Genomic DNA, 25347 nt, shown 5'->3' with positions numbered 1-25347 from the left:
AAAAACAGGAGTCATCCCATGCGTACGCGTCTCTCTTTCCCCCTGACGGCGCTGGCCGCCGCCGTGCTGAGCGCCAGCCCGGCGCTGGCTGACGACCCCGTCGAGCTGACCATGTACTACCCCATCGCAGTAGGTGGGGCGCTGACCGACGTGATCGATGAGCTGGTCGACGAGTTCCAGGCCGAGCATCCGGATATCAGCGTCGAGGCGATCTACGCCGGCAACTACGACGACACCCGGGTGCGCGCCATGTCGGCCATCGAGGCCGGCGATGCACCGCAGCTGTCGGTGCTGTTCTCCATCGATCTCTACGAGCTGCTCGAGCAGGATGCCATCGTCGCCTTCGACGATCTGCTCGAGAGCGACGAGGAGCGCGAGTGGCTCGACAGCTTCTACCCGGGTTTGATGGAGAACGGCCAGGTGGATGGCCAGACCTACGGCATTCCGTTCCAGCGCTCGACCATCGTGCTCTACTGGAACAAGGACGCCTTCGAGGCTGCCGGGCTCGACCCCGAGACGCCGCCGGAAACCTGGGAGGAGATGGCCGAGATGGCCGCCGCGGTGCGCGAGGCCTCCGGCGGCGACCAGTGGGGCGTGATGGTGCCCTCCACCGGTTACCCCTACTGGATGTTCCAGGCGTTCGCCTTCCAGAACGGCCATCGGCTGATGAGCGATGACGGCACCGAGGTCTATTTCGACGATCCCGCCGCCGTCGAGGCGCTGGAGTACTGGGTATCGCTGACCCAGGAGCACGAGGCGATGCCCGACGGCACCATCGAGTGGGGCACCCTGCGCCAGAACTTCATCGAGCAGTCCACGGCGATGATGTGGCACACCACCGGCAACCTCACTGCGGTGCGCAACGAGGCCGACTTCGACTTCGGCGTCGCCATGCTGCCGATGAACACCCAGCGCGGCAGCCCCACCGGCGGTGGCAACTTCTATATCTTCAACGACACCACGGAAGAGGAGCAGCGCGCGGCGGTGACCTTTATCCGCTGGATGACCGACCCCGAGCGTGCCGCGGCCTGGTCGATCGAGACCGGCTATATGGGCGTCAGCCCGGACGCCTACGAGACCGAACTGCTGCGCGACTACGTTGAGACCTTTGCACCGGCGGCGGTGGCCCGCGACCAGCTCGAGCACGGTACGGCTGAGCTCTCCACCTACCAGGGCGGGCGCGTGCGCCGGGCGCTGGACAACGCCGTGCAGGCGGCACTGACCGGGCAGATGGCGCCGGCCGAAGCACTGGCCCAGGCCCAGCGCGAAGCCGATGGCGTGCTGCGCCGCTATGCCCGCTAGTCCCTCGTACGATGCCCGGGCCAGGCGCTATCGCCTGGCCCGGGCGGTTTAGCATAGATCCCACCATCGACAAGGACGGCCCATGGCGGCGATGACTTCTGATCGACGCATGCAGCTCTACGGCGCCCTGCTGCTGTTGCCTGCGGCGGTGCTGCTGGCGACCTTCGCCTATCTGCCGACGATTGCCACGCTGATCAACAGCCTGTTTCTGCCCGGTTTTCGCGGCGAGCCCGCCGAGTTCGTCGGCCTCGAGAACTACCAACTGCTGATCGACGACACCACCTTCTGGCGGGTGGCGCGCAACAACCTGATCTATGCGCTGGGTACCATCCCCACCTCTATCGCCATCGCCCTGGGCATGGCGCTGTTCGTCAACGCGCGGCTGCCGGGGCGCGGCTTCGTGCGCATGGCCTATTTCACGCCGACCATCCTGCCGATGATCGCCGCGGCCAATATCTGGATGTTCTTCTACGCGCCGCAGATCGGCCTGTTCAACAAGCTGCTTGGCGCCGTTGGCCTATCCGGCGTCAACTGGCTGGGCGACCCCAGCGTGGCGCTGACCTCGGTGATCGTGATGACGGTATGGAAAGAGGCGGGCTTCTTCATGATCTTCTACCTGGCGGCGCTGCAGAGCATTCCGCCGGAACTCAAGGAGGCCTCGGACCTGGAGGGCACCAGCCGCTGGAGCTTCTTCTGGCGGGTGACCTTCCCGCTGCTGATGCCGACCACGCTGTTCGTGCTGATCAATGCACTGATCAACGCCGTGCGGGTGGTGGACCACCTGTTCATTCTCACCAAGGGCGGGCCCAATAACGCCACCAACCTGCTGCTCTACTACGTCTATGAGAACGCCTTCTCGTTCTTCGACCGCACCTATGCCGCCACCATCACGGTGGTGATCCTGCTGGTGCTGGGGGTGGTGGCTACGGTGAAGTTCGCCATTCTCGACCGCCGGACGCACTACCAATGAGCACGTCATCACTGCAAGGGGCGAGATCATGAGCCAGGCTACTCTCTCTGCCGCCAGGCGGCTTGCGCTGCGCGTGCCGAGCCTCGAGACCACCGCCGCTTGGCTGCTGGCGATCATCTGGATCTTCCCGCTGGTCTACGCCGTCTGGGCGGCATTTCACCCGCCAGCGTACATGGTGCGCTTCGACCTGTTTGCGCCGCTGACCCTGGATAATTTCGCCAACGCCTGGTCCCAGGCGCCGTTCGCGCGCTACTACCTCAACACCTTCCTGCTGGTCACCGGGGTGGTGCTGGCGCAGTTCGTGGTCTGCACCCTGGCCGGCTTCGCCTTCGCGCGCTTCCCGATTCCCGGCAAGGACATCCTGTTCATGCTGGTGTTGATCCAGCTGTTCGTGTTTCCCGAGGTGCTGATCGTCGAGAACTACCGCATCGCCAGCTCTCTGGGGCTGGTCGACACCATCACCGGTATCGGGCTGCCCTACGTGGCCAGCGCCTTCGGCATCTTCCTGCTGCGCCAGACCTTCAAGACCATTCCCCGCGAACTCGAGGACGCCGCGCGGATCGAGGGCTGCGGTTGGATGGCGATCCTGCTCAAGGTCTATGTACCGCTGGCCAAGCCCACCTACCTGGCCTATGGCCTGGTCTCGATCAGCCACCACTGGAACAACTTCCTGTGGCCGCTGGTGGTCACCAACTCGGTGGAGAGCCGGCCGCTGACCGTGGGACTGGGCGTGTTCTCGGCCCCGGAGACCGGCGTCAACTGGGCTACCGTCAGCGCCGCCACCCTGCTCAGCATCGCCCCGCTGCTGATCGCCTTCCTGCTCTTCCAGCGCCAGTTCGTGCAGTCGTTCCTGAGGGCGGGGATACGCTAGGCGTAATGAACTGGTCTGAGACGACGGGCTGCCAGGACGGTCAGCGAGGCGAGTGCGCGGCGATCAGTGCCTCTAGATCCAATAACGGATAGCGTTCAGCGACCTTGGCCACGTCTCTGCGAGTTTCCTCGATGATCCAGTCGCGCACTTCTGCTGCTGCGGGGCTCAGGGGCTTCTTGCGCGAGTTGATCAGGTGGCATAGGCGCTCGGTGGCGATGGCGGTTGGCTTGGGGGTAGCGGGCACCAAAGCGCCGGTATCCAACCAGTGCGAGACGACATTCATCCAACCCACGGCGATGCCTTGGCCGAGTAGGGCTGCCTGCAGGACGACGGCATAGTCTGAAAAAATCAGCGAGTGCGCACTGCCCAGGGCTTCGCTTTGGAAACTGGGGAAGAGTTCGAACCAGTCGATGCGGCTGTCACTCAGGCTGATAAGCGTAACGCCTGACTCGTCGTGCGCGCCGGCGGCATGCTGTTCGCGATAGGCTGGGCTACATACCGGCACCAGGATCTCGGGCAGTATCAGCGCAGCCTGGTGATGGATGTCCTCCCCGCTGACGAACCTCACGCCCAGATCGACATCCTCCACCGAGCCGCTCACCGAGCCTGAGATCAGTTGGAAGCGCAGGTCGATGGAAGGAAACTCGGCCTGGAGCTTGTGCATGCGTGGCATCAGCCAGTGGGTGGTGAAGGCGGTCGATACCGATAGGGTGACCGTCTCGAGCCCGGTGCTGCGGGCCCGGATCTCCTGGATAGCCAACTCAATGTCCTGAAACCCCTGGGTGACCCCCTGATACAGAATCTGGCCGTTCTCGGTCAGTACGGTGCCGTTTGGCGTCCGCAGGAAGAGCGGCACCTCCAGGTGACTCTCCAGAAGCGACAGCATGCGGCTAACTGCCGGCTGGGTGACGCCCAGTTCGGCGGCTGCCTTGGTGAAGTTGCCATGACGCGCCGCCGACTCGAAGACGAACAGGGCATTGGCGCTGGGCAGTTGACGACGCAGTGTTGGCATGAGTTGAGGTTATGGCAAGCCAAAGAATTTCGCAATTGCTCCGTTTCATTCGATCTGCTGTACTCAATTCCAACAGCTATTTCACAAGAATAAAACGAGCATTTTTATGAAAAATCGAGACAGTGTCGGCGTCTCTATCCGCTCAGTCAGCAAGCACTATGGCGGAACGACTGCCTTAGATGACATAACTTTAGATATTGAGCCAGGTGAGTTCGTCTCACTCCTGGGCCCTTCGGGGTCGGGCAAGACCACACTGCTTGGTGCCCTCGGTGGTTTCGTGCTGCCATCATCGGGTTCGGTATGGGTCGGTGACCAGGACATGACCTACATGCCGCCCCACAAACGCAATATTGGTATCGTCTTTCAAAGCTACGCGCTGTTCCCGCACATGACGGTTGGCGAGAACGTCGCGTTCCCTCTGCGTGCCCGCCGGCTGCCCAAGTCCACTTGGCCGGAGCGGGTACGCGATGCCCTGGCAATGGTCGAACTCGATGGTTACCAGGAGCGCGGTATCTCGCAGCTCTCTGGTGGGCAGCGCCAGCGTGTCGCCCTGGCGCGTGCCATGGTCTTCGAGCCGCGTCTGATCTTGATGGATGAACCGCTATCGGCGCTGGACAAGCAGCTGCGCGAGACCATGCAGATCGAGCTGCGCCAGCTGCACCGCAAGCTCGGCGCCACCATCGTCTATGTGACCCATGATCAGCGCGAGGCGCTGACCATGAGCGATAGAGTGGCGATCCTCAAGGACGGCAAGCTGGTACAGATCGGTACCCCCGAAACACTCCACAACGCTCCCCAAGACTCCTTCGTGGCGAGCTTTATCGGCGACTCCACCCTGCTGCCGGTGACGCGTGTCGATGCACACAGCGTCAAGCTCGGCAAGCATACGCTGCACTCGGCAAAACAGCTTCCCGCCCATTCTGACCTGCTACTCGCGATTCAGACCGAGAAGTTGCTTATTGATGACGGGCGCCATGAGGCCGACGTCAATCGCTTGCACTGCCGTGTGCGCGAGGTGGTCTATCAGGGCGACAGCCTGCGGCTGTTTCTCGAAATGGACGATGGCACCGCCATCAGCCTGCGCCAACCCAGTCATCACCTGGGGCAGAAGAAGATTCCACCGATCGGCGAAAGCCTGACAGTGGTCCTGCATCCGGAGGACACCATCGTCGTGCCCCGTTCCGGATGTCCACACCCGGCGGCACAGGTCGCCTGACGTTACCTCGAAGCACAAGAAACAGGAGTCATTGACGATCATGGAACTTTCCCATTTCAAAGTTCTGACTTTCGATGTCGTGGGCACGCTGATCGACTTCGAAACAGGGGTGCTGGAGGCGGTGCGTCGGCTTGGTGGAAGCGCCGCACGCGACCTGAGCGATGGCGTCATCTTCGACGCCTACAAGCGGGGGCGCGACCGCTTCCCAGGGCGCTCGAGCAGCGCCATGGCCGATGTCTACCGCTCGCTGGCCGAGGAGCTGAAACTGCCCGCCGATCCGGCCACCGCGGACGCCTTCCAGATGGCGGTATTCCGCTGGCCGGCATTCGAGGATTCGGTGGCGGCACTCAAACGTCTGCGCAAGCACTACCGGCTGGTGGCCATGACCAATGCCGATCGCACTGCTTTCTCTTGCTACTCCCATACCCTCGACGACCCGTTCGACGACAGCGTCACCTGCGACGAAACCGGGGTGGCCAAGCCCAATCCGCAGTTCTTCGCCTACAACCGGGGACGCCAGGCGGCGCATGGCTACAAATTCTCGGACATCCTGCACGTCGCCCAGAGCCAGTACCACGATATCGGCGTGGCCAAGGAGCTTGGCTATACCACTTGCTGGATCGAGCGGCGCCAGGGCCAGCAGGGCTTTGGCGGCACTCCCGAGCCCACGCAGGTGATCCAGCCAGACTTCCACTTCGCCACCCTCAAACAGCTCGCTGACGCCGTGGAGGGCGTGTGACATGAGTGGGTCTCCCGGCATCGCCTCGCTATGGCGCGACACGGCGGACAGCACGTTCGACCTGCCGTGCCTGCCGGGCGATGCCCAGGCCGATGTGGTGATCATCGGGGCCGGCTACACCGGCCTGGCGGCGGCCCACCGCCTGGCCCAGCGCGGCGTAGCCCCCCTGGTGGTGGATGCCAAGCCGCTCGGCTGGGGAGGTAGCGGACGCAACGGTGGCGTGGTCTCGGCCAAGTTTCGTTTGGCGTTTCCTGCCATGGCTCAAGCGCATGGTATCGACGTAGCGCGGCGCATGCATCGCCTCGCGCTGCAGTCGGTGGATGAGGTGGAGGCGCTGGTCGAGACATATGAGCTGTCAAGCGCTGGCTTTGCTCGCTGCGGCAACCTGCGTTGTGCCCATACCGAGCGGGCGTTTGGCTACATCGCCGAGGAGGCCGAGTGGATGCGCCACGCACTGGGCGATGATTCGCTGCGGACGTTGTCGGCGGGGGAGGTGGCGGAGGAGACCGGGTCTGGCGCCTTCACTGGCGGTGTCCTGAGTCGAGATGTCGGCACCCTGCATCCCTTGAACTACGTGCGCGGCCTAGCCGCAGGCCTGACACGTCGCCATGGGGCCATCCTCTTCGAACGCACGCCGGTCACCGGCATTCGCCGCGATGCCGATGGAATTCGGGTCGTGACCGAACGGGGGGAGATACGCGCGCGCCAGGCCATCATGGCCACCAATGCCTACTCCGATCTCACCCCGGCAAGCCGCATGGTCAAGTCGCGACTGGTGCCGTTTCGCAGCTCGATCATTGCCACCGAGGTGTTGCCGACAGAGCTGCAGCAGCGGCTGCTGGTCAACGCCAGGAGTTATGGAGAAACCCGCCGCATGATGCGCTGGTTTCGCAAGGTGGATGGCCGCTTCGTCTTCGGCGGGCGTGGCGCCTTTGGCAAACGTGATTCGGCGGCGGCGTTCGATGCGCTACAGCGGGCGATGGTGGGGATGTTTCCCGACCTGGGGGGCGTCGCTATCACCCATCGCTGGTCGGGGCATGTTGGCATGACCATGGATGCCTTGCCTCATGTGGGGCGTTTCGATGATCGACTGAGCTATGCCGCCGGCTATAACGGCGCTGGTGTCGCAATGGCCACACTGCTCGGCGGCCTGGCGGCGGATGTCGCCCTTGGCGAGTCGCCGGACGTGGCCCTTCTGGAGGCGAGTCGCCTCAAGGCCGTACCGCTCTACCCCTTGCGGGAAGTGGCGGTTCGGCTAGTGGCTGGGTGGTATCAATTTCTCGACGCGATCGGTCGCTAAGGAAACACAGGCATAAATGGCTGCATTATGCAGCGCTTCCTTAAGCGCACAGATCGCAAATGTCATCAGCAGCGGAGACAACAAGATGAAACAGACGCATGGCTTGAAGACCTTGATGGGAACCAGTGTGGTCGTAGTCGGAGCGATGGGGATGTCCCACGCCATGGCCGCGGGACAGATCACCTTCGTTTCTCAGGGGGGCGCCTATCAGGAGGCGCAGACGGTCGCCATCCTCGACCCCGTCGCCGAGGCGCTGGGCATCACCATCCACCAGGAGAGTGCTCCGGATGCCTGGCCGATGATTCGTACTCAGGGGACCACCGGTCAGGCCGTGTGGGATGTGGTCGATACTCCACCGCTGAACTGCGTGCGTGGCGGCAACCAGGAGCTGATCGAGCCGCTCGATTTCAGTCGAGTTCCCAACGCGGAGTCGATGCCCGAGGAGTACAAGACGCCATACTCCGTCGCCTATGAGTTCTACTCCAGCGTGCTGGCCTACAATCCTGATGCCTTCGATGGCAACCCACCCGAGACGTGGGAGGATTTCTGGAACGTCGAGGAGTTTCCCGGCAACCGCGCCTTGCGTAACCACCCCCTGGGAACGCTGGAAGCCGCCCTGCTGGCCGATGGAGTAGCGGCTGAAGAGCTGTATCCACTGGATGTCGACCGCGCTTTTGAAAAACTGGAAGAGTTAAAGCCGCATATTTCCACCTGGTGGACGTCAGGCGGCCAGTCTGCCCAACTGCTCTACGACGGCGAAGTCGACATGTTGATGATGTGGAACGGGCGCGTCAGCGCCATCATGGACGAGGGTGCCAATGCCGACTTCACCTACAACGAAGGCATTCTCCAGAACACCCACCTCTGCATCATCAAGGGTGCACCAAATCTTGATACGGCGATCGAGTTCGTTAACGCGGCCATCGATCCTCAATATCAAGCCAATCTACCGCTCCATATCGACTATGGTCCGGGCAACCCGGCGGCCTTTGACACTGGCAAGATCCCCGATGAGCGTGCACGGGAACTGCCGAGCTATCCGGACAACGCCGAGCGTCAGGTACTGATGTCTTACGAGTGGTGGTCCTCTTCGGAAGGTGAGCAGGCCGAGCGTCGCTGGCTCGAATTCATGCAGCAATGAGAACGCGATGCCACACGCCCTTGGCGTGTGGCATCGGCTGTGCCGATTCCATGCCAGGAGAAGCGCTTTGAAAGCCACCGCGATTCATGACCGCTACGCTGCCGGAAGTGCCATCGACCCATCGCTGCGCCATCGCCGCCGCGAGCACGTCTTGATGCTGCTGCTGATGTCGCCGGCCGTGCTAGTGGTCTTTGCCCTGCTCCTCGTGCCCTTGAGCTGGCTGATCGTCCAATCCGTCTACGCCGACGGTGCCTTCAGCCTGGAGCATTACCAACGGATCTTCACCGAAGGCATTTACTGGAACACCTTTTATCTCACCTTTCGCATCAGTGTCATCGTGACCCTGCTGGCATTGCTGATGGGGTACCCGATTGCCTATGCCGCATCAATCTTGCCGAAACGTTGGGCGATGCTGATCCTGGCCCTGGTGATCCTTCCGTTCTGGACCAGTGTGCTGGTCAGGGCCTATGCCTGGTTGATCCTGCTGCAGCGCTCGGGGGTGGTCAATCAGACCTTGATGGCCAGCGGTATCACCGATGAGCCGCTGGCGCTGATGCACAACGAGCTCGGCACCATCATCGCCACCGTACACATTCTGCTGCCGTTCATGGTGCTGCCGCTCTACGCCACCATGCAGAAGATTCCCCAGGACCTGGTTCAAGCTGGTTCCAGTCTGGGTGGAAGCCCGCTGCATGTTTTCATGCGGGTGTTCTTCCCCTTGTCGCTGAGTGGCGTAATGGCAGGGATGACGCTCGTCTTCGTGCTCTGCCTGGGTTTCTACATCACACCGGAACTGGTCGGCGGCGGTCGCACCGTCATGGCGTCGATGCTAGTCAGTCGCAATATCCAGCTCTACAGCGACTGGGGTGCCGCCAGTGCCGTCAGCGTGGTGCTGCTGATCTGCGTGCTGATCATCTTCTATGTGGTCAGTCGCCTGGTCCCCCTTGAGAAAATACTCGGTGCCAAATGACTAAATTATCTCTGGGTCGGTTCGTCTTCATTGGGTATGTGGTGTTGGTGCTGCTGTTTCTGATACTGCCGGTACTGATCGTGCTGCCAATGTCGTTCTCGGATAGCCGCTTCCTCTCCTTTCCACCATCCAGCTTTTCATTTCGCTGGTACGAGGCCTTTTTCGGCAGCCCCGGCTGGATGGCGGCGGCAAGGACCAGCTTGATCGTGGCGTTTGCCACGGCGCTGATCGCCACGCCGATCGGTGTGGCGGCGGCCTACGCCATCAACTGTTCGACGCACCGGCTGATGCGCTATCTGAAGATCGTACTGCTACTGCCGCTGATCGTGCCCATCATCATCGTCGCCACGGGCGTGTTCTTCATCTACGCCCTGTCGGGGATGCTGTACACCATTCCAGGCTTGATCATGGCCGATGTGATGCTGGCACTGCCCTATGTGATCACGGCGGTCACCGCCGGGCTGCACGGCTTCGATCAAACCCAGGAGATGGTGGCGAGAAGCCTGGGCATGAATCGCTTTCGCAGCTTCATGACCGTGACGCTGCCGCAGATCATGCCCAGCGTGGTGACCGGCGCGATCTTCGCCTTTATCCAGGCGCTGGATGAAACCATGGTGGCGCTATTCATTTCCGGCGGTCAGAACCAGACCCTGACGGTGCGTATGTTCACTGCGCTGCGAGACGAGATAGACCCGACCATCGCCGCCATCAGCACACTGCTCACGGCCACGTCATTCGCCCTGGTGATGCTGATGGTGATGGCACGCCAGCGCTCACCGGCCTGACGATTTATCGATGTCACGGCATGGCGTGTCAACCATGCCCAGGGAGTGATGACATGGACATACGGTGCGTGCCCCTGACCGCGGATCACCTCATTCAAGCCGTTGGCCTCTCCGAGCTGGCCGGCTGGCCGCATCGCGAGCGTGACTGGCAACAGCTGCTGTCCCTGGGGCAGGGCAAGGCATTGATCGACAATGACCAGCTCATTGCCACCGCCATGCATTGGGCCAGCGGTCCGGCATTGACCACTTTGGGCATGGTGATCGTCGCTCCGACGCATCAGCGGCTCGGCCTTGGTCGCCAGCTCATGCAGGCGGTGCTGGACGAAATATCCACCGCGCGCATCGAACTGCATGCCACGGAGGAGGGTGTGGCGCTTTATCGCGACTTGGGTTTTCACGATATTGCCGGTGTTCATCAGTGCCAGGGGGGCGTCGCTGGCACTGGGAGAGTGTCGCCGCCACTGCCTGGCCAACTACTCCGTGAGATGCGAGGCGATGATGTCGAGGCTTTCATAAGACTCGATGAGCAGGCCTGCGGTACGTTGCGGGATAGGCTGCTGAGCGCGCTGCTCGCGTATAGCGACGCGCAGGTGATCGAACATGAAGATGGTCGCTTGGCCGGCGTTGCCCTGTGTCGTGAATTCGGCCACGGCCTAGTGATTGGCCCGGTCGTGGCCGATTCACCGGCTGTGGCGCGATGTCTGATTGGGGCCTGGCTCGAACGCTTGGTCGGTGGCTTTGTGAGAGTGGATACGCCCGATCCGGTCCTGGCCGAGTGGCTGGGGGCGTGCGGCCTAAAGGAAGTCAATCGCGTACACCAGATGAGCACTACTGGCGACGCCGGATCGGGAGGCAGCGTTATACGCTATGCCCTGGCCAGTCAGGCGTTGGGCTGATCGGAGAAGTTGAGATGAGTTTTGTCTATAACGCCGACCCTGAGCGGGGGCGAGAGTGGCAGCGTCTGTTTGAGCTGCGTGCGCCGGAGATCGCGTTTCGTGTTTGGCCCGATATCGGCAGTGAAGAAGAGGTGCGCTACCTGGGGACCTGGGCGCCGATAGAGGATCTGGCGCGTTTTCCCAATCTCGAGGTCGTCTTCTCGCTCGGCGCTGGTGTCGATCAATTCGACCTGGGCAGCATTCCTAGCCATGTGCCGCTGGTACGCATGCAGGAACCGGGCATCGTCGCCACCATGCAGGAGTACGTGGCCATGGCGGTGCTGGCGCTGCACCGTAATCTGGTCGACTACATCGCCCAACAGCGCAGTGCGACCTGGCAGGCCCTGCGGGTCCGTCCCGCTGCGCAGTGCCGGGTCGGCATCCTCGGCCTGGGGCAACTTGGCGCCGCAGTGGCGCAGCACCTGACCGGCCTCGGCTTCGCCTGCCAGGGCTGGAGCCGTACCCGCCGCCAGCTGCAAGACGTGGCGTGCTTCGCCGGTGACGACGAGCTGCCGCGCTTCCTCTCCACCAGCCAGGTGCTGGTTTGCTTGATGCCACTGACCGCTGAGACCCGCGGCATTCTCAATGCCACGCTATTCGAGCAGCTGCCTCGCGGTGCCTCATTGATCAATGTCGGACGTGGTCCGCACCTGGTCGCGGCCGATCTGCTCGCGGCGCTGGACAGCGGACAGCTGTCAGCAGCCGTGCTGGACGTTTTCGATCCCGAGCCGCCACCCGTGGATCACCCCCTCTGGCACCATCCGAGAGTTCTGATTACGCCTCATATCGCCAGCATGACCCAGCCAGAGAGTGCGATCGAGAGGGTGCTGGATAATATTGCCCGGCATCGCGAAGGCCGTGAAATGGTCGGTGTCGTCGATCGTCAGCGCGGCTACTGAGCGACTCGAGGCGCCGTCAATCGGCAATGGAAGAGTGAGAACTGATAGGCAACGAGTGCTCCCCTTCTTGCGCCACCTGCCGCAGGCACTCGAGTGCTTGCTGGCAGGTCGGTGTCTTGATTCTGCCACGCAGGGTGATGATCCCCACCGGCGGCAGCTCGATGGGAATCTCCAGCGGCAATATCTCGAGCAAGCCCAGCGCCGCACAGTGGCGTGCCACGCCGTGGGCGAGGTAGCCCAGGGCGGGGCGCTGCTGCACGAAGGTCAAGGTGGCGAGGAACGAGGCTGTTTCGATCAGGTCCGCGGGTGGGTTGAGGCCATGCTTGTAGAACATCTGGTTGAGCTTGATCCGCGATGAAGCCCATGGGGGAGGCACGACCCAAGCCAGCTCGACGAGATCGGCCCACTGCGGTGAGGAGATGCTGCAAATGGGGTGCGCCGGGGCGGCGACCACGCACATCGCCTCGTCGTAGAGGGCTTGTGTTTCCAGATCCGGTGCTGCGTAGCCGGGTTCGAGACGGCCCACCAGCAGGTCGAGTTCACCCACGCGCAGGCGGGGTAGCAGGCGCTTGAGATCGCCTTCTTCAATCAGTGCGGTGCTATGAGGGGAACGATGTTTGAGCAACTGCACGGCGCGAGCCAGCAGGCCCGGCGTTGCGACTACCATGGCGCCGATGCTGACGCGACCGGCGGCACCGCTCTCCACTGCGGCGATCTCGTCCTGGGTGCGACTGTAGTCGGCCAGTACCGAGCGGGCGAAGCGCACCACCGTATCGCCATAGGCCGTGGGCTCGGTACCGCGGGTGGAGCGCAGGAACAGCTTGAGGCCGAACATGCGCTCTATCTCGGCGAGCATTTTCGACACCGCAGGCTGGGTCAGCGATAGAAAGTCGGCCACCCGGCCGATATGGCGGAACTCATCCAGCGCGACCAGCAGCTGCAAATGGCGCAACTTCAGGTTCGAACGAAGTACGCGATCGATGTCGCTCATGGTGGCGCTCTCCCTTTGTTCATTCCGTTTTGGTTATGAAGAGAGTCTATTGTTTTATTTTATCGGCATGAAGAGGCGGCTCATACTCACCCCAACGATTATTACAACGCTTGATGATGGAGCCAGGCCGCTGACCATGGAAATGTCCCCCCGCACGCTGATTCGCCTGCATGCCAATGACAATGTCCTGATCGCCCGCGATGGCGTCGGTCTCGGCCAGTGGCTGCCCGAGCTGGAGGTGAAGTCGTGGGCCCAGGTGCCGGCAGGGCACAAGATCGCGGCCCGCAGGATCGCTGCTGGCGAGCCGGTGAAGAAGTACGACACGGTGATTGGCGCGGCCGGTCGAGACATTGCCCCCGGGGAGCATGTGCACACCCATAACGTTACCCTGACCGAGATCGATCGCGATCCGGCTTTCTGCCAGGACGTGAGGCCCGTGGCGTATGTGCCGGAGGCCGAGCGGGCCACCTTCCAGGGCATCGTGCGCCCGGATGGCCGGGTCGGCACGCGCAACTTCATCGGTATTCTCTCCTCGGTAAACTGCTCGGCCACGGTGATCAAGCATATTGCCGACCATTTCACGCCGGAGCGGCTGGCCGACTACCCCAATGTCGATGGCGTCGTGGCTTTCGCCCAGACCAGTGGCTGTGGCATGTCATCGCCCAGCTATCACTTCGATTTGCTGCGGCGCACCTTGGCTGGCTACGCGCGGCACCCCAACTTCGCCGGGGTGCTGATCGTGGGGCTGGGCTGCGAGCGCAACCAGGTGTCGGGTCTGGTCGAGTCTCAGGGCCTCGAAGTGGGGGCCAACGTACGCACCCTGGTGATGCAGGAGCGTGGCGGTACCCGAGAATCCATCGCTGCCGGTGTCGCCGCCATCGAAGCGATGCTGCCCGAGGCCAACCGGATCGAGCGCCAGCCGGTGAGTGCCAGCCATCTCAGCATCGGACTGCAGTGCGGTGGCTCGGACGGCTTCTCGGGGATCTCGGCCAACCCGGCATTGGGGGCGGCCATGGATATCCTGGTTCGCCAGGGCGGCACCGCCATCTTGTCGGAAACGCCGGAGATTCATGGCGTCGAGTTTATGCTGACGCGGCGTGCTGTATCGCCCGAGGTGGGCCAGAAGCTGCTCGATCGTCTGGAATGGTGGAAAGAGTATACCCGCGGCCACAGCGGCCAGTTCAACGGCGTAGTGGGGCCGGGCAACCAGGCCGGCGGGCTGGCCAATATCATCGAGAAATCCCTGGGCTCGGCGATGAAGGGCGGCACCACGCCACTGCAGGCGGTCTACGAGTACGCCGAGCCGATCGCGACCAAGGGCTTCGTGTTCATGGACTCGCCTGGCTATGACCCGGTATCGGCGACCGGGCAGATCGCCAGCGGCGCCAATCTGATCTGCTTTACCACCGGTCGCGGTTCGATGTTCGGGTCCAAGCCGGCCCCCACCATCAAGCTGGCTTCCAATACCGCCATGTTCGAGCGCCTGCGCGACGATATGGACATCAACTGCGGCCAGGTCATCGACGGCAGCGCCACGATCGAGGCGATGGGCGAGCAGATCTTCGCGCATATCCTGCGTGTGGCCTCGGGGGAGCGCAGCTGCAGTGAGCGGCTCGGGCTCGGGGATCACGAATTCGTGCCATGGCACGTCGGTATCGTCAGCTGATGGCAACGTCGGCCAACAGAGAGGAGGTGTGACAATGACCCTGACGCTGGAAAGTGGTGACCTGGTTCAGTGCCGTAACTATATCGCCGGGCACTGGAGCGACGCCGCCGATGGGGCGCGCTTGTCGATCTCCAATCCGGCCGATATGCAGCCCATCGCCGAGGTGCCGGACAGCGGCGCCGACGAAGCACGGGCAGCGGCCGATGCTGCCCACCACGCTTTTGCCGACTGGCGCGCGACGCCGGCCAAGCGGCGTGGCGAGCTGCTCAAGCGTTGGCACGCCCTGGTGATGGCCCACCAGCAGGATCTGGGGCGCCTGATATCACTGGAGCAGGGCAAGCCTCTCGCCGAAGGTCAGGGTGAGGTGGGCTATGCGGCCAGCTATATCGAGTGGTTCGCCGAAGAGGCGCCACGCATTGCCGGGGAGGTGATTGCACCGCCGGTCGCCGGGCGACGCATGCTGGCGGTCAAGGAGCCGGTGGGGGTGGTAGCGGTGATCACGCCCTGGAATTTCCCCGCGGCGATGATCGCGCGCAAGATTGCGCCGGCCCTGGCGGCAGGCTGCACGGTGGTGGCCAAGCCCGCCGAGGATACCCCGCTGACGTCGCTGGCGCTGGTGCGCCTGGCCGAGGAGGCGGGTATTCCTCCTGGAGTGATCAATGTCGTCTGCGCCTCGCGTGGGCGCACACCGGAGGTGGTTGACGCCTGGCTCGAGGATGCCCGGGTGCGCAAGATCAGCTTCACCGGCTCTACCCCGGTGGGCAAGCACCTGGCCCGGGCGTCGGCCGATACCCTCAAGAAACTCTCGCTGGAGTTGGGCGGCAATGCGCCCTTTATCGTCTTCGAGGATGCCGATCTCGACGCCGCCGTGGAGGGCCTGATGGCCGCCAAGTTCCGCAATGGCGGCCAGACCTGCGTCTGCCCCAATCGCGTCTATGTGCAGGAGGCGGTGTTCGACGCCTTCGCCGACAAGCTGGTCGCGCGAGTCGCCGCCTTGCAGGTGGGGCCGGCCAGTGACCCCGACAGTCAGATCGGGCCGATGATCAATGCGCGAGCCGTCGACAAGATCCTTGCGCATATCGACGATGCCGTAACCCGGGGCGCCAGGCTGCTGGTGGGGGGCGAGCGGGTGCGGACCGATCTGGGACCGAATTACGTGGCACCGACGCTGCTGGGCGATGTCACGCCCGACGCACGGCTGTGCCATGAGGAGACCTTCGGGCCACTGGTGCCGCTGCTGCGCTTCGCCACGGAAGAGGACGCGGTGGCGGCCGCCAATGCCACGCCGTTCGGGCTCGCCAGTTACTTCTACTCGGAGAGCGTCAGTCGCATCCATCGCGTTGCCGATGCGCTGGAGGCTGGCATCGTCGGCATCAACGAGGGCGCCGTGGCGTCCGAAGCGGCGCCTTTCGGCGGTATCAAGGAGTCGGGCTACGGACGGGAAGGCTCGGTCCATGGCCTCGACGACTACCAGCACATCAAGTACCTCTGCCAGGGCAATTTGCGCTGACAAGAGGCATGACAACAACAACCGGAGCAGCCATGAACGCATCCAGCAACAGCGGTCCGGCAGCGGGCAATCCGTTCAAGCAGGCCCTGGCCGAGGGCAGGCCCCAGGTCGGGCTATGGCTATCGATGGGGGATGCCTACAGTGCCGAGCTTTGCGCCACGGCGGGTTTCGATTGGCTGCTGATCGACAACGAACACGCGCCCAACGACGTGCGCAGTACGCTTGCCCAACTGCAGGCGGTAGCCGCGTATGGCGGCCACCCCGTGGTGCGCGCGCTGCAGGGCGAGGCCGCGTCGCTCAAACAGCTGCTCGATATCGGCGCCCAGACCCTGCTGATACCGATGGTCGATACCCCCGAGCAGGCTGCCTCCATGGTCGCCGCGACGCGCTACCCTCCTGAGGGCATTCGCGGCGTCGGCGCTGGGGTCGCCAGGGTGTCGCGCTGGAACGGCCGGCCCGACTATGTGCAGCATGCCAATCAGGAGGTCTGCCTGCTGGTGCAGGCCGAGACGCTGACGGCGCTGAAGAATCTCGAGGCGACCTGCGCGGTGGAGGGCGTGGATGGCGTCTTCATCGGCCCGGCTGACCTGGCGGCCTCGATGGGGCACCTCGGCAACCCCGGCCATCCCGAGGTACAGGCGGCCATCGAGGCGGCGATTCACACCATCGTGGCGTGCGGCAAGGCCGCCGGCACCTTGACCGGTGACATTGGCCAGGCCAGGCGTTTCCTCGAACTGGGCGCGACCTTCGTGGCGGTAGGACTGGACGTCACGCTGCTGGCTCAGGCGGTTCGCCAGCGCGCCGCGGACTTCGACCTGCATGTAGGGGCGCAATCGACAGGAGGGCCTTACTGACCCGACGGAAGTAGCAGAAACCCGACCGCCTCCTCGCAGGCCTGTCGACGGATCCGTTCCGAGCGATGCTGGTTACCTGCGATAGGGCGGCGATGGCTTGATTAGAAGATTAAAATAACGCAAAGGAGCAAACGCCATGACTCATAACACCACTAAACTCTCGGTTCTCCTCGCCGGTGTGATGGCCGCAGGCATCGCTGCCGCGGATTATCCCACCAAGACCATCACCATGGTGATCCCCTATGGCGCCGGCGGTGGTACCGACGTACTGGCAAGAACGCTGCAGCCGGCTCTCGAAGAGTCGCTGGGGCAAACCATCGTGGTCTCCAACGTGCCGGGCGGCGGCGGTATTCTCGGCTTTACCCAGGTGGCCAACGCCAAGCCCGACGGCTATACGGTGACCATTCCCAATAATGTAATCTTCGCCACCGAGGGGATGGGCAATGCCACCTATACCTACTCGGACTTCGATTACCTCGGCAACGTCATGAGCGAGGACTACGTCGTGGCGGTACGTGCCGATGGCCCCTGGGATAGCTGGGAAGCGCTAGTCGAAGATATGCAGGCCAACCCTGGCACGGTGAGCTTCGGCTTCTCCGGCGCCGGCGGGTCGACCCACGTCGCCAGCGAGATCCTGGCCGACATGGTGGGCTACCGGGCTCGCCAGATTCCCCATGATGGCTCCTCGGACGCGGTGGCCGCGGCCATGGGCGGCCATATCGATGCGCTGATGCTCAACCTGGCCGACCTTGCTTCCGGCCTGCGCTCTGGCCGGCTGATACCGCTGGTCAGCCTCGGCGATGATCGCCTGGAAGACTATCCGGACGTTCCGACCCTTAGCGAACTCGGTCACGAGCTGAGCCTGACCAACTGGCGCGGTATCGCGGCACCGGCTGGCGTCGACGAAGAGGTCAAGGCCGCCTGGGCAGCGGCACTGGAAGCCGCCACCAGCGATGCCAAGGTGCAGGAGGCGATTGCCAACCAGGGCGGTGAAGTGGATTACATCCCCCCCAGCGAGGCGTTGGACTCACGCATGGCGGAGCTCGCCGAGGCTTTCATCCACACCGCCCAGCGGCTCAAGTAGTGATGACCATGGTCAGGCCCCTTGGGTGGGGCCTGACGCCTTGCTGACAATGGGAGTCCGCCATGACGCGAGTGACCGAGAAGCAGCTCTTCTATCTCCTGCTGATCCTGGGGGCCGGCTACTTCCTCCACCTGGCCAGTTCGATCCCGACGATGATGCGGGTGGTCGGCGACCCGGGGCCGGGGTTCCTGCCGTTTTGGGTCAGCGCCATCATCATGCTGTTGGTGGGCTACCTACTGGTAGTGGAAACCCTGATAAAGCGGGAACCCGATGGCGGTGTCCGGCTGGCTCGCCGTGAAGCCGTCACGCTGTTGGTGACGTTGGCAGCGATCGTGCTCTACCTGATCATGTTGACGTTTATCGGCTTCTTCGTCAGCACCCTGGTGTTCCTGGGCCTCTTTCGCCTGCTCGTCGACAGGTTTCTCAACGATGCCTGGCCCACAGGTCGCTCGGTGCTGACCTCTGGGCTATTCGCAGTGATCGCGACCAGTGCCATCTATGTCGTGTTTTCCGTGCTGTTTGGACTATCCATGCCCTGAGGGGAGGAGTCGGTCATGTTTGCTCATTTCGCCGAGGCGGCGACGCTGTTCGCCAACGGCTACATCTTCCTGGCGATTGCCGCCGGCACGGTGCTTGGTCTGATCTTCGGCTCGCTGCCGGGGTTGACTGCCACCATGGGCATCGCCCTGCTGCTGCCGTTGACCTTCGGCATGGAGCCGGTCACCGGCATGGGCATGCTGCTGGGGGTCTACTGCGGCGCCATCTCCGGTGGCTCGATCCCCGCCGCGCTGCTCAATATTCCCGGCACGCCCTCGTCGGTGGCCACCACCCTGGATGCCTTTCCCATGGCGCGCAACGGCGAGCCGGGGCGTGCACTGGGGCTGTGTATCGTCGCCTCCATGATCGGCGGCATGATCAGCGTGCTGATCTTCGCCTTCATGTCGCCGCTGATCGCCGAGGCGGCGCTGCGCTTCAGTGCCATCGAGTACGCTACGCTGGGCCTGTTCGGCTTGACGATCATCGCCTCGGTGTCGGACAAGTCGCTGATCAAGGGCATCGTGGCGGGCCTGATCGGTGTGCTGATCTCGCTGATCGGCATCGACTCGCTGACCGGCGTGGTGCGCCTGACGGCGGGGATCCCCGCCCTGATAGGCGGTGTCGACTTCATGGCGGCGCTGATCGGCCTGTTCGCCCTGTCGCAGATCATCACCGACACCACCACCTCGCGCTCCGATCAGGCGAGCGAGGGGCGGGTGAGGGTCAACAACGCCTACCCGCGCTTTCGCGAGACCTTCCGGCGCTGGAAGATCTGGTCGAGCAGTTCGCTGATCGGTTCGCTGGTCGGGGCGATCCCCGGTGCCGGTGGCAGCATCGCCTCCTTCCTGGCTTATGACCAGGCCAAGCGCATCTCACGCACGCCGGAGCAGTTCGGCAAGGGACATGATGAAGGCGTTATCGCCTGCGAATCGGCCAACAACGGCATGACGGGCGGCGCGCTGATTCCGATGATGACGCTGGGGATTCCTGGGGATGCTTCGGCGGCAATCCTGATGGGGGGGCTCTTGATCCATGGACTGCAGCCAGGCCCCATGCTGTTCGACGAACAGGCCAACATTGCCTACGGCATCATCATTGCCTTCCTGGTCGCCAATGTCTTCATGTTCAGCTTCCAGTCGGTGGGCATCAAGCTCTTCGTCCGGGTGCTGCAGATACCGCGGACTTACCTGCTGCCGTTTATCATGGTGATGTGCATCCTCGGTGCTTACGGCATCACCGGCAGCCTGACCTCGGCCTGGGTGCTGCTGATCTTCGGCATCTTCGGCTACTTCCTCAACCGCCATGGATTCAGTGCCGCTCCGGTGGTACTGGGAATGATCCTGGGCTACATGGTCGAATCCAACTTCCGGCGCGGGATGACCATGCATGATGGCGACTGGAGCGTGTTCTTCACCCGCCCGATCAGTCTGACCTTCGTTCTGCTCTCCTTGCTAGCCATTGCCCTGCCGTTGTATCGCAATTACCGCAGTAGAAACGCACGCAAGTATGCCAATCCATAGTGGTGCAGGCGGCATATTTCCCTAACGTGCTATGTAAGTAACCAGAGGCCCCTCATGCAGCGGTGCCAGCACGCTGCGATTACGGCCGGCGCGCTTGGCTTGGTAGAGCGCTTCGTCGGCATGCAGGATCAGTGCGGAGGGCGCCATGCCGTGGACGGGCCGAATCACCGCGGCGCCAATGCTCACCGTGACGACGGGGCTGTTCGGGGCATCTTCGTTGGGTAGCCCAAGCGCCTCTATGCCCTGGCGAACACGTTCGGTGGCCTGGTAGGTCGAGGAAACCGAGGCATTGGGCAATAGCACCACGAACTCTTCACCGCCGTAGCGCACCACCAGGTCATCCTCCTGGCGCACGTGCTGCTGTATTTCCAGCGCCACCTGGCGGAGGCAGTTATCCCCCTGCAGGTGCCCGTAGCGATCGTTGTAGAACTTGAAGTAGTCAATATCGATCACCAGCATGCCAACCATCGCCTGTTTGGCGATGGCGGCCTCCCAGCGCTGCGCAAGCACGTTGTCGAAGTGGCGACGGTTGGCCACTCCGGTCAGCGGGTCGGTAATCGAAATCTTGGTTAGTGCCTGATACTCGGCCTGAGCGGCGTTCGCTCTTAGCTGCTTGCGTAGCAGCAGCAGGTACGACTGGCGCTCACTGGCTTCCAAACGGAAATTGGCAAGCAACGTGAAGACCACATTGGAGGCGAACAGGGCAAGGGTATAGACCTTCACTTCGAATGCCATCGGCTGATACGCCACCACGAAGGCGGCCATGATCAGCCCGCACAGCAGCGACGTTACGACAGCAAACGCAAAACGCAGCGAAAAGACGACATTGCTCACCAGCGGAATCAGGCCGAAGGCGAAGGTGTCGAGAAAGGAGTAGGGCGACTTGGAGACGTAGAAGATCACATTGGAGAACAGCATCGCAATCAGGATCGCGACCGCCATCATTGCCTCACGCAGCGCCGGTCTCAGGTGACGGCTGACGCAGTAGAGGCACGCGAGACCCACAGGGGTCACCATCCCTAAACGAATCCAGGCGGCGATGCTCCAGGTCTCCTGACGAAAGATGTAGTCGTAGAAGACGAAGAGATCGTAGATGATCAGCGCCACGATGCCCGTCAAGACGAGATGCTTGCTGCGCTGGATGGAGGTGTCGGTCTCGAAGCGTGTCTCCACCGCTGGACTAAAGCGCAGGCGATACCAAGGCTTGAGCAGGTTGGCTTCGACCTCGCTGAGCAAGGTCTCTTTCATGGCGTGATTTCCCTGACAGTGATGACACCGTTTCTATCGCTACAGTGTTCTCCAAGGGTTATCGGTCGCAGCGAGGGTAACTTTACGATTAACTACGGTTTCATTCTGCTAACGCTGTCTGCCAACGCGAACACATGCGGATCGTCGGCGCCGAGATCTTCCAAAGCGGTTGCGAGGTTGAGCAGGTAGTCGCGGTTGGGGCCACTGGGGCCCTGGGCGGTGGCGATCTGGCGGGCCATGGTGTCGAGTGGGGCGTCACCAAGAAAGGCGGCGTTGTTCTGAGTGGCGAGGTAGAGGAGGCCTTCGGCATGGCTGCCGTCGGCGAAGTGCATCAGCGTCGTTTCGCGCAGGTAACCGTTCTTTTCGCGAATATCCAGGCCGCCCAGCACCTCACCGCCGATGCGATAGGCCATGCCCTGGCAGAGCGCGCCTGGCTGGCGTATCAGGGTGACCACGCGGCCGGGGGCCTCAGGGGTGCCGCGATGGTCATGGGAGGCCTGCCAGAAACGCCGCGCCCAGCCTTCGATATGCGCAGGGCGTCGCTCCAGATAGTCAAAGCCGGCCTTCCAGATCAGCGAGCCGTAGCCGAACAGCCACAGCTCAGCGCTGTCGTCGATGGGCATGCGCTGTTGATTGATCAGGCGGGTGTCGAGGGTCATGGCTGGCCCTGCTCGTTGGGTTGGGGGCTGCGCCGCAGGGGCTGGGTCAAGGTCTGGGCCATGATCACGCCGACTAGCGTCAGGCCACCGCCGAGCAGATGCCAGCTGGCCAGGCGCTCGCCGAGGAACAGCATGGCGATGATGGCGCTGAACAGCGGCATGAGGTTGAGGAAGATGCTGGCCTTGCTGGCGCCGATCTGGCGCACCGCGCGCATCCATAGAAAGGTGGTGATGATCGAGGCGGGAATGCCGGCATAGGCGATCAGCCAGACATTACCGGCGTCCACCGGGGTCATCGGCCCGAGCAGATAGCCGGGCAGCAGCAGCAGGGTGGCGAAAACCGCCTGGACATAGAGCATCACCCAGGGCGGCAGCTCCATCTGCCAGCGCTTGAGCATCACCCCATAGGTGGCGTAGCAGGTGGCGGCGACTACCATCAGCGCATCGCCCAGCGACACATCGAGTGCCAGCAGCGACAGTGGGTCGCCGCGGCCAAGCAGTACCGCCACCCCGCAGAGAGCGACAAGTCCGCCGACCACGCCGCCGAGGCTGGGTGGTTCGCGCAGAATCAATGCGCTAAGCAGCACCGTAAGCAACGGCACGGTGGCGGCAAGAATGCCCATATTGGTGGCCGAGGTGGTCTCGGCGGCCACATAGGCCAATCCCTGCCACATTGCCATGCCCAGCAGGCCGAGGAAGGCCAGCTTGGGCCACTCGCGCTTGAGCGCCTGGCGATGGCGCCACACCGCCGGCAGCACGAAGGGCGTCAGCACGGCCAGGGCCAGCACCCAGCGCAGAAAGGCGATGCTGCTCGGCGCGATGGCGCCTACGGTGAGCTGGTTGATGGTCATGTTGCCCGACCAGATCAACACGGCACCCAGCGGAGCGAGAAAGTAGAGCAGCGGCATGGCGACCTCATGGACAAGGCAGAGCCCCGCTAGGGGCGGGGCTCTGGAGCGTGGTCATCATATCGTGCTGAGAGGTGGCTGCAAGCCATGAGCGGGGCAGTGATAGCCACTGCTTGACGCATGCCGTCGCGAGTCAGCGAAGCTGACTGTCCTTGCTGCCGCGGCGGTTGTAGCCGCTATAGGCGGTCTGCTGCTTATCGCGCTCGCTCTGACAGGCGATGCACAGACGCACCCCCTTGATCGCCTCGCGGCGAGCCTGGGGGATCTCGTCGCCGCACTCTTCGCAGTGTCGCAGACTGTCACCGGTGGGCAACTGGCTGCGTACCCGCTGCAGCGCGTCTTCCACCGTGCTCTCGATCTGCTCCTGCTCGGCGCCGTCGCGTGACCAGCCGCCTGCCATATATCGCCTCCTTCGGCTGTTGTCGGCTTGTTCCAGTAAGACTATCTCTCAAGAGGGTTTTTGGCGCAGTTGGCGCAGCTCGCCATTCAGCGCCTTGATAATGGTATAGCACATCAGCAGCATCACCACCGAGAACGGAATCGCCGTCGCCGTTACCCCGGCCTGCAGCGCCGACAGCCCGCCGCCGATCAGCAGGACGATGGCAATAAAGCCCTCCACCGTGGCCCAGAACATGCGCTGGGGCCGCGGCGCGTCGATCTTGCCACCGGCGGTAATGGTGTCGATCACCAGGGAGCCGGAGTCCGACGAGGTGATAAAGAAGATCAGCGCCAGCACGATGGCCAGTGTCGACATCAGGCCGGTCAGCGGCAGCTCATTGAGCATGCCGAACAGCGACAATTCGGGGCTGTAGTTGTCGATCACGTACTCCTTGACCAGGCTGGTATCGGGGCTGGCGTAGAGCTGGTCCAGGGCTGTCGCACCAAACACTCCCATCCAGACGAAGATGAACAGGCTGGGGATCAGCAGTACACAGGTCACGAACTCCCGAATCGTGCGTCCACGCGACACCCGGGCGATGAACATGCCGACGAACGGTGCCCAACTGATCCACCAGGCCCAGTAGAAGATGGTCCAGGCCTGGCGGTAGTCATCGTCATCACGGCCGAAGGGGGCCGACAGCGGAGCGAACTCCATTACGTAGGTGGTGAGCCCGGTAAAGAAGCCGCTCAGGGCGACCAGCGTGGGGCCGGCGATCAGCACGAAGAAGAAGAACAGCACCGCCAGCACCATATTGATTTCGGAGAGCTTCTTGACGCCGCCCTCGAGTCCGCGCCATACCGATACCAGCGCAGCGGCGGTCACCAACAAGATGATGATGACCTGGGTGGTGGTATTAACATCCAGACCAAACACGAAATTCATCCCTGCGTTGGCCTGCTGGGCGCCCAGACCCAGAGATGTCGCTAGCCCGAACAGGGTGGAGAATACTGCCAGGATGTCGATGGCATGCCCCCACCAGCCCCACACGCGGTCGCCGAGGATCGGAAAGAATGCAGAGCGAATCGAGAAGGGCAGGCCCTTGTTATAGGTGAAAATGGCCAGTGCCAGCGCCATCACCACATAGACGGCCCAGCCGTGGATGCCCCAGTGCAGGTAGGTGCCGGCAAGGCCCATGGCGGTGGCGCCGGGAATCGCCTCCGGGTCAAGCGCACCGTCGTCGCCAAACGGCGAGGGAATGCCTAACGGCAGCGAGACGTTGGCGTGGTAGACCGGCTCCAGCACGCCGAAGAACAGCAGCCCGATACCGATCCCGGCGGCGAACAGCATCGAAAACCACGACAAGTAGTTGTAGTCGGGCCGCGCATCAGGTCCACCCAGCCGAATCGACCCATAGGGCAGCACGACGAGCGCAATACAGAACAGAATGAAGAAGTCCACCACCAGCATGAAATACCAGTCTAGCGTTCCGGTCGAAAAGGCGACGATAGATTGGAAGATGCCGCCCGCTCGTTCGGGGAACATCAGGGTGAGGAGGATAAAGACGACCGAGGCGAGTGCCGATACGGCGAAGACGCGGTTGTGGATATCGAAGCCGATGGGGCCAAGGCTCCCTTCGACATTGTCTTGACCAACGACGTAATCCGTCTGCATGTCGCTGGTCACGGAAGGCGACGAGGGGTCGCTTGGGGAGCTCATGGGACATCTCTCCTTATATTGTTAGGTTTTGTACGAAAAGTCGGCACGTAGGCAACGATCTATGCAAGCCAGGCATACCATGGCGCGAAAGCTGCGGGCCAGCTTGTCATAGCGCGTGGCGATTCGCCGTAG

24 protein-coding genes and 1 pseudogene are annotated in these 25347 nt (G+C 62.9%); 17 read left to right on the top strand and 8 right to left on the bottom strand.

What is annotated here, in order from left to right; all coding sequences use genetic code 11:
- Positions 1-18: 18 nt before the first annotated feature.
- From IEI94_RS10840 to IEI94_RS10830, 3 genes are all read left to right on the top strand, one after another.
- A complete protein-coding gene (locus tag IEI94_RS10840; RefSeq protein WP_191167330.1) occupies positions 19-1302 on the top strand; it encodes an ABC transporter substrate-binding protein in 1284 nt (427 codons plus the stop codon).
- A gap of 82 nt (positions 1303-1384) precedes the next feature.
- A complete protein-coding gene (locus tag IEI94_RS10835; RefSeq protein WP_191167329.1) occupies positions 1385-2272 on the top strand; it encodes a carbohydrate ABC transporter permease in 888 nt (295 codons plus the stop codon).
- A 28-nt stretch (positions 2273-2300) separates the two neighbouring features.
- Positions 2301-3143: a carbohydrate ABC transporter permease gene (locus IEI94_RS10830; protein ID WP_191167328.1), complete on the top strand. Its 843-nt coding sequence runs from the start codon at positions 2301-2303 to the stop codon at positions 3141-3143.
- A gap of 40 nt (positions 3144-3183) precedes the next feature.
- On the opposite strand, the gene IEI94_RS10825 is transcribed toward IEI94_RS10830, so the two are convergent.
- A complete protein-coding gene (locus IEI94_RS10825; RefSeq protein ID WP_191167327.1) occupies positions 3184-4155 on the bottom strand; it encodes a LysR family transcriptional regulator in 972 nt (323 codons plus the stop codon).
- A gap of 106 nt (positions 4156-4261) precedes the next feature.
- Here IEI94_RS10825 and IEI94_RS10820 point away from each other — a divergent pair, with 106 nt between their 5' ends.
- From IEI94_RS10820 to IEI94_RS10785, 8 genes are all read left to right on the top strand, one after another.
- Positions 4262-5371 (top strand): ABC transporter ATP-binding protein, encoded by a 1110-nt coding sequence (locus tag IEI94_RS10820; RefSeq protein ID WP_191167326.1) that lies wholly within the window; start codon positions 4262-4264, stop codon positions 5369-5371.
- A 40-nt stretch (positions 5372-5411) separates the two neighbouring features.
- The gene (locus IEI94_RS10815; RefSeq protein ID WP_191167325.1) at positions 5412-6110 is read left to right on the top strand and encodes an HAD-IA family hydrolase; all 699 of its coding nucleotides are present in this window, start codon (positions 5412-5414) and stop codon (positions 6108-6110) included.
- Position 6111: 1 nt separating this feature from the next.
- The gene (locus tag IEI94_RS10810; RefSeq protein WP_191167324.1) at positions 6112-7410 is read left to right on the top strand and encodes an NAD(P)/FAD-dependent oxidoreductase; all 1299 of its coding nucleotides are present in this window, start codon (positions 6112-6114) and stop codon (positions 7408-7410) included.
- 85 nt (positions 7411-7495) lie between these two features.
- Positions 7496-8551 carry an ABC transporter substrate-binding protein gene (locus IEI94_RS10805; RefSeq protein WP_224750076.1) on the top strand — a complete coding sequence of 352 codons (1056 nt, stop codon included), beginning with the start codon at positions 7496-7498 and terminating at the stop codon, positions 8549-8551.
- 67 nt (positions 8552-8618) lie between these two features.
- On the top strand, positions 8619-9521 hold the full coding sequence (locus IEI94_RS10800; protein ID WP_224750075.1) for an ABC transporter permease: 903 nt from the start codon (positions 8619-8621) through the stop codon (positions 9519-9521).
- Entirely contained in the window at positions 9518-10306 is a 789-nt protein-coding gene (locus IEI94_RS10795) for an ABC transporter permease (RefSeq protein WP_191167323.1), read from the top strand. The genes IEI94_RS10800 and IEI94_RS10795 overlap by 4 nt, the downstream gene beginning before the upstream one ends.
- A 53-nt stretch (positions 10307-10359) precedes the next feature.
- The gene (locus IEI94_RS10790; protein ID WP_191167322.1) at positions 10360-11202 is read left to right on the top strand and encodes a GNAT family N-acetyltransferase; all 843 of its coding nucleotides are present in this window, start codon (positions 10360-10362) and stop codon (positions 11200-11202) included.
- Between the two features lie 14 nt (positions 11203-11216).
- Positions 11217-12140 (top strand): 2-hydroxyacid dehydrogenase, encoded by a 924-nt coding sequence (locus IEI94_RS10785; RefSeq protein ID WP_191167321.1) that lies wholly within the window; start codon positions 11217-11219, stop codon positions 12138-12140.
- A 16-nt stretch (positions 12141-12156) separates the two neighbouring features.
- Here IEI94_RS10785 and IEI94_RS10780 read toward each other — a convergent pair whose 3' ends face one another.
- On the bottom strand, positions 12157-13131 hold the full coding sequence (locus IEI94_RS10780) for a LysR substrate-binding domain-containing protein (protein WP_191167320.1): 975 nt from the start codon (positions 13129-13131) through the stop codon (positions 12157-12159).
- A gap of 136 nt (positions 13132-13267) precedes the next feature.
- On the opposite strand from IEI94_RS10780, the gene IEI94_RS10775 reads away from it, so the two are divergent.
- The 6 genes from IEI94_RS10775 (at position 13268) to IEI94_RS10750 (ending at position 20302) form a co-directional block, all read left to right on the top strand.
- Positions 13268-14797 (top strand): UxaA family hydrolase, encoded by a 1530-nt coding sequence (locus tag IEI94_RS10775; RefSeq protein ID WP_224750074.1) that lies wholly within the window; start codon positions 13268-13270, stop codon positions 14795-14797.
- 34 nt (positions 14798-14831) lie between these two features.
- Positions 14832-16307: an NAD-dependent succinate-semialdehyde dehydrogenase gene (locus IEI94_RS10770; protein ID WP_191167319.1), complete on the top strand. Its 1476-nt coding sequence runs from the start codon at positions 14832-14834 to the stop codon at positions 16305-16307.
- A 32-nt stretch (positions 16308-16339) separates the two neighbouring features.
- The gene (gene hpaI / locus IEI94_RS10765) at positions 16340-17161 is read left to right on the top strand and encodes a 4-hydroxy-2-oxoheptanedioate aldolase (RefSeq protein WP_191167318.1); all 822 of its coding nucleotides are present in this window, start codon (positions 16340-16342) and stop codon (positions 17159-17161) included.
- 136 nt (positions 17162-17297) lie between these two features.
- Positions 17298-18245, top strand: a complete 948-nt coding sequence (locus IEI94_RS10760) for a tripartite tricarboxylate transporter substrate binding protein (protein ID WP_191167317.1) — start codon at positions 17298-17300, stop codon at positions 18243-18245.
- Positions 18246-18307: 62 nt separating this feature from the next.
- Positions 18308-18784 carry a tripartite tricarboxylate transporter TctB family protein gene (locus IEI94_RS10755; protein WP_191167316.1) on the top strand — a complete coding sequence of 159 codons (477 nt, stop codon included), beginning with the start codon at positions 18308-18310 and terminating at the stop codon, positions 18782-18784.
- A 15-nt stretch (positions 18785-18799) separates the two neighbouring features.
- A complete protein-coding gene (locus IEI94_RS10750) occupies positions 18800-20302 on the top strand; it encodes a tripartite tricarboxylate transporter permease (protein ID WP_191167315.1) in 1503 nt (500 codons plus the stop codon).
- A gap of 21 nt (positions 20303-20323) precedes the next feature.
- On the opposite strand, the gene IEI94_RS10745 is transcribed toward IEI94_RS10750, so the two are convergent.
- The 6 genes and pseudogenes from IEI94_RS10745 to IEI94_RS10720 all read right to left on the bottom strand — a co-directional run.
- Positions 20324-21550, bottom strand: a complete 1227-nt coding sequence (locus IEI94_RS10745; RefSeq protein WP_191167314.1) for a diguanylate cyclase — start codon at positions 21548-21550, stop codon at positions 20324-20326.
- A gap of 92 nt (positions 21551-21642) precedes the next feature.
- Positions 21643-22209: a gamma-glutamylcyclotransferase gene (locus IEI94_RS10740; RefSeq protein ID WP_191167313.1), complete on the bottom strand. Its 567-nt coding sequence runs from the start codon at positions 22207-22209 to the stop codon at positions 21643-21645.
- Positions 22206-23117: a DMT family transporter gene (locus IEI94_RS10735; RefSeq protein WP_191167312.1), complete on the bottom strand. Its 912-nt coding sequence runs from the start codon at positions 23115-23117 to the stop codon at positions 22206-22208. Before IEI94_RS10735 ends, IEI94_RS10740 begins: the two co-directional genes overlap by 4 nt.
- Positions 23118-23250: 133 nt before the next feature.
- Entirely contained in the window at positions 23251-23517 is a 267-nt protein-coding gene (locus IEI94_RS10730; protein WP_191167311.1) for a DksA/TraR family C4-type zinc finger protein, read from the bottom strand.
- Positions 23518-23565: 48 nt separating this feature from the next.
- A complete protein-coding gene (locus tag IEI94_RS10725; protein WP_191167310.1) occupies positions 23566-25215 on the bottom strand; it encodes a BCCT family transporter in 1650 nt (549 codons plus the stop codon).
- Positions 25216-25236: 21 nt separating this feature from the next.
- A pseudogene (locus IEI94_RS10720) lies at positions 25237-25347 on the bottom strand (IS5/IS1182 family transposase); the annotation flags it as partial.

Origin of the sequence: Halomonas sp. ML-15, assembly GCF_014779595.1 — a bacterium.
GTDB lineage: Bacteria > Pseudomonadota > Gammaproteobacteria > Pseudomonadales > Halomonadaceae > Franzmannia.
Note: the sequence above shows the minus strand (reverse complement) of the source record. Positions and strands in the feature narration are given on the sequence as shown.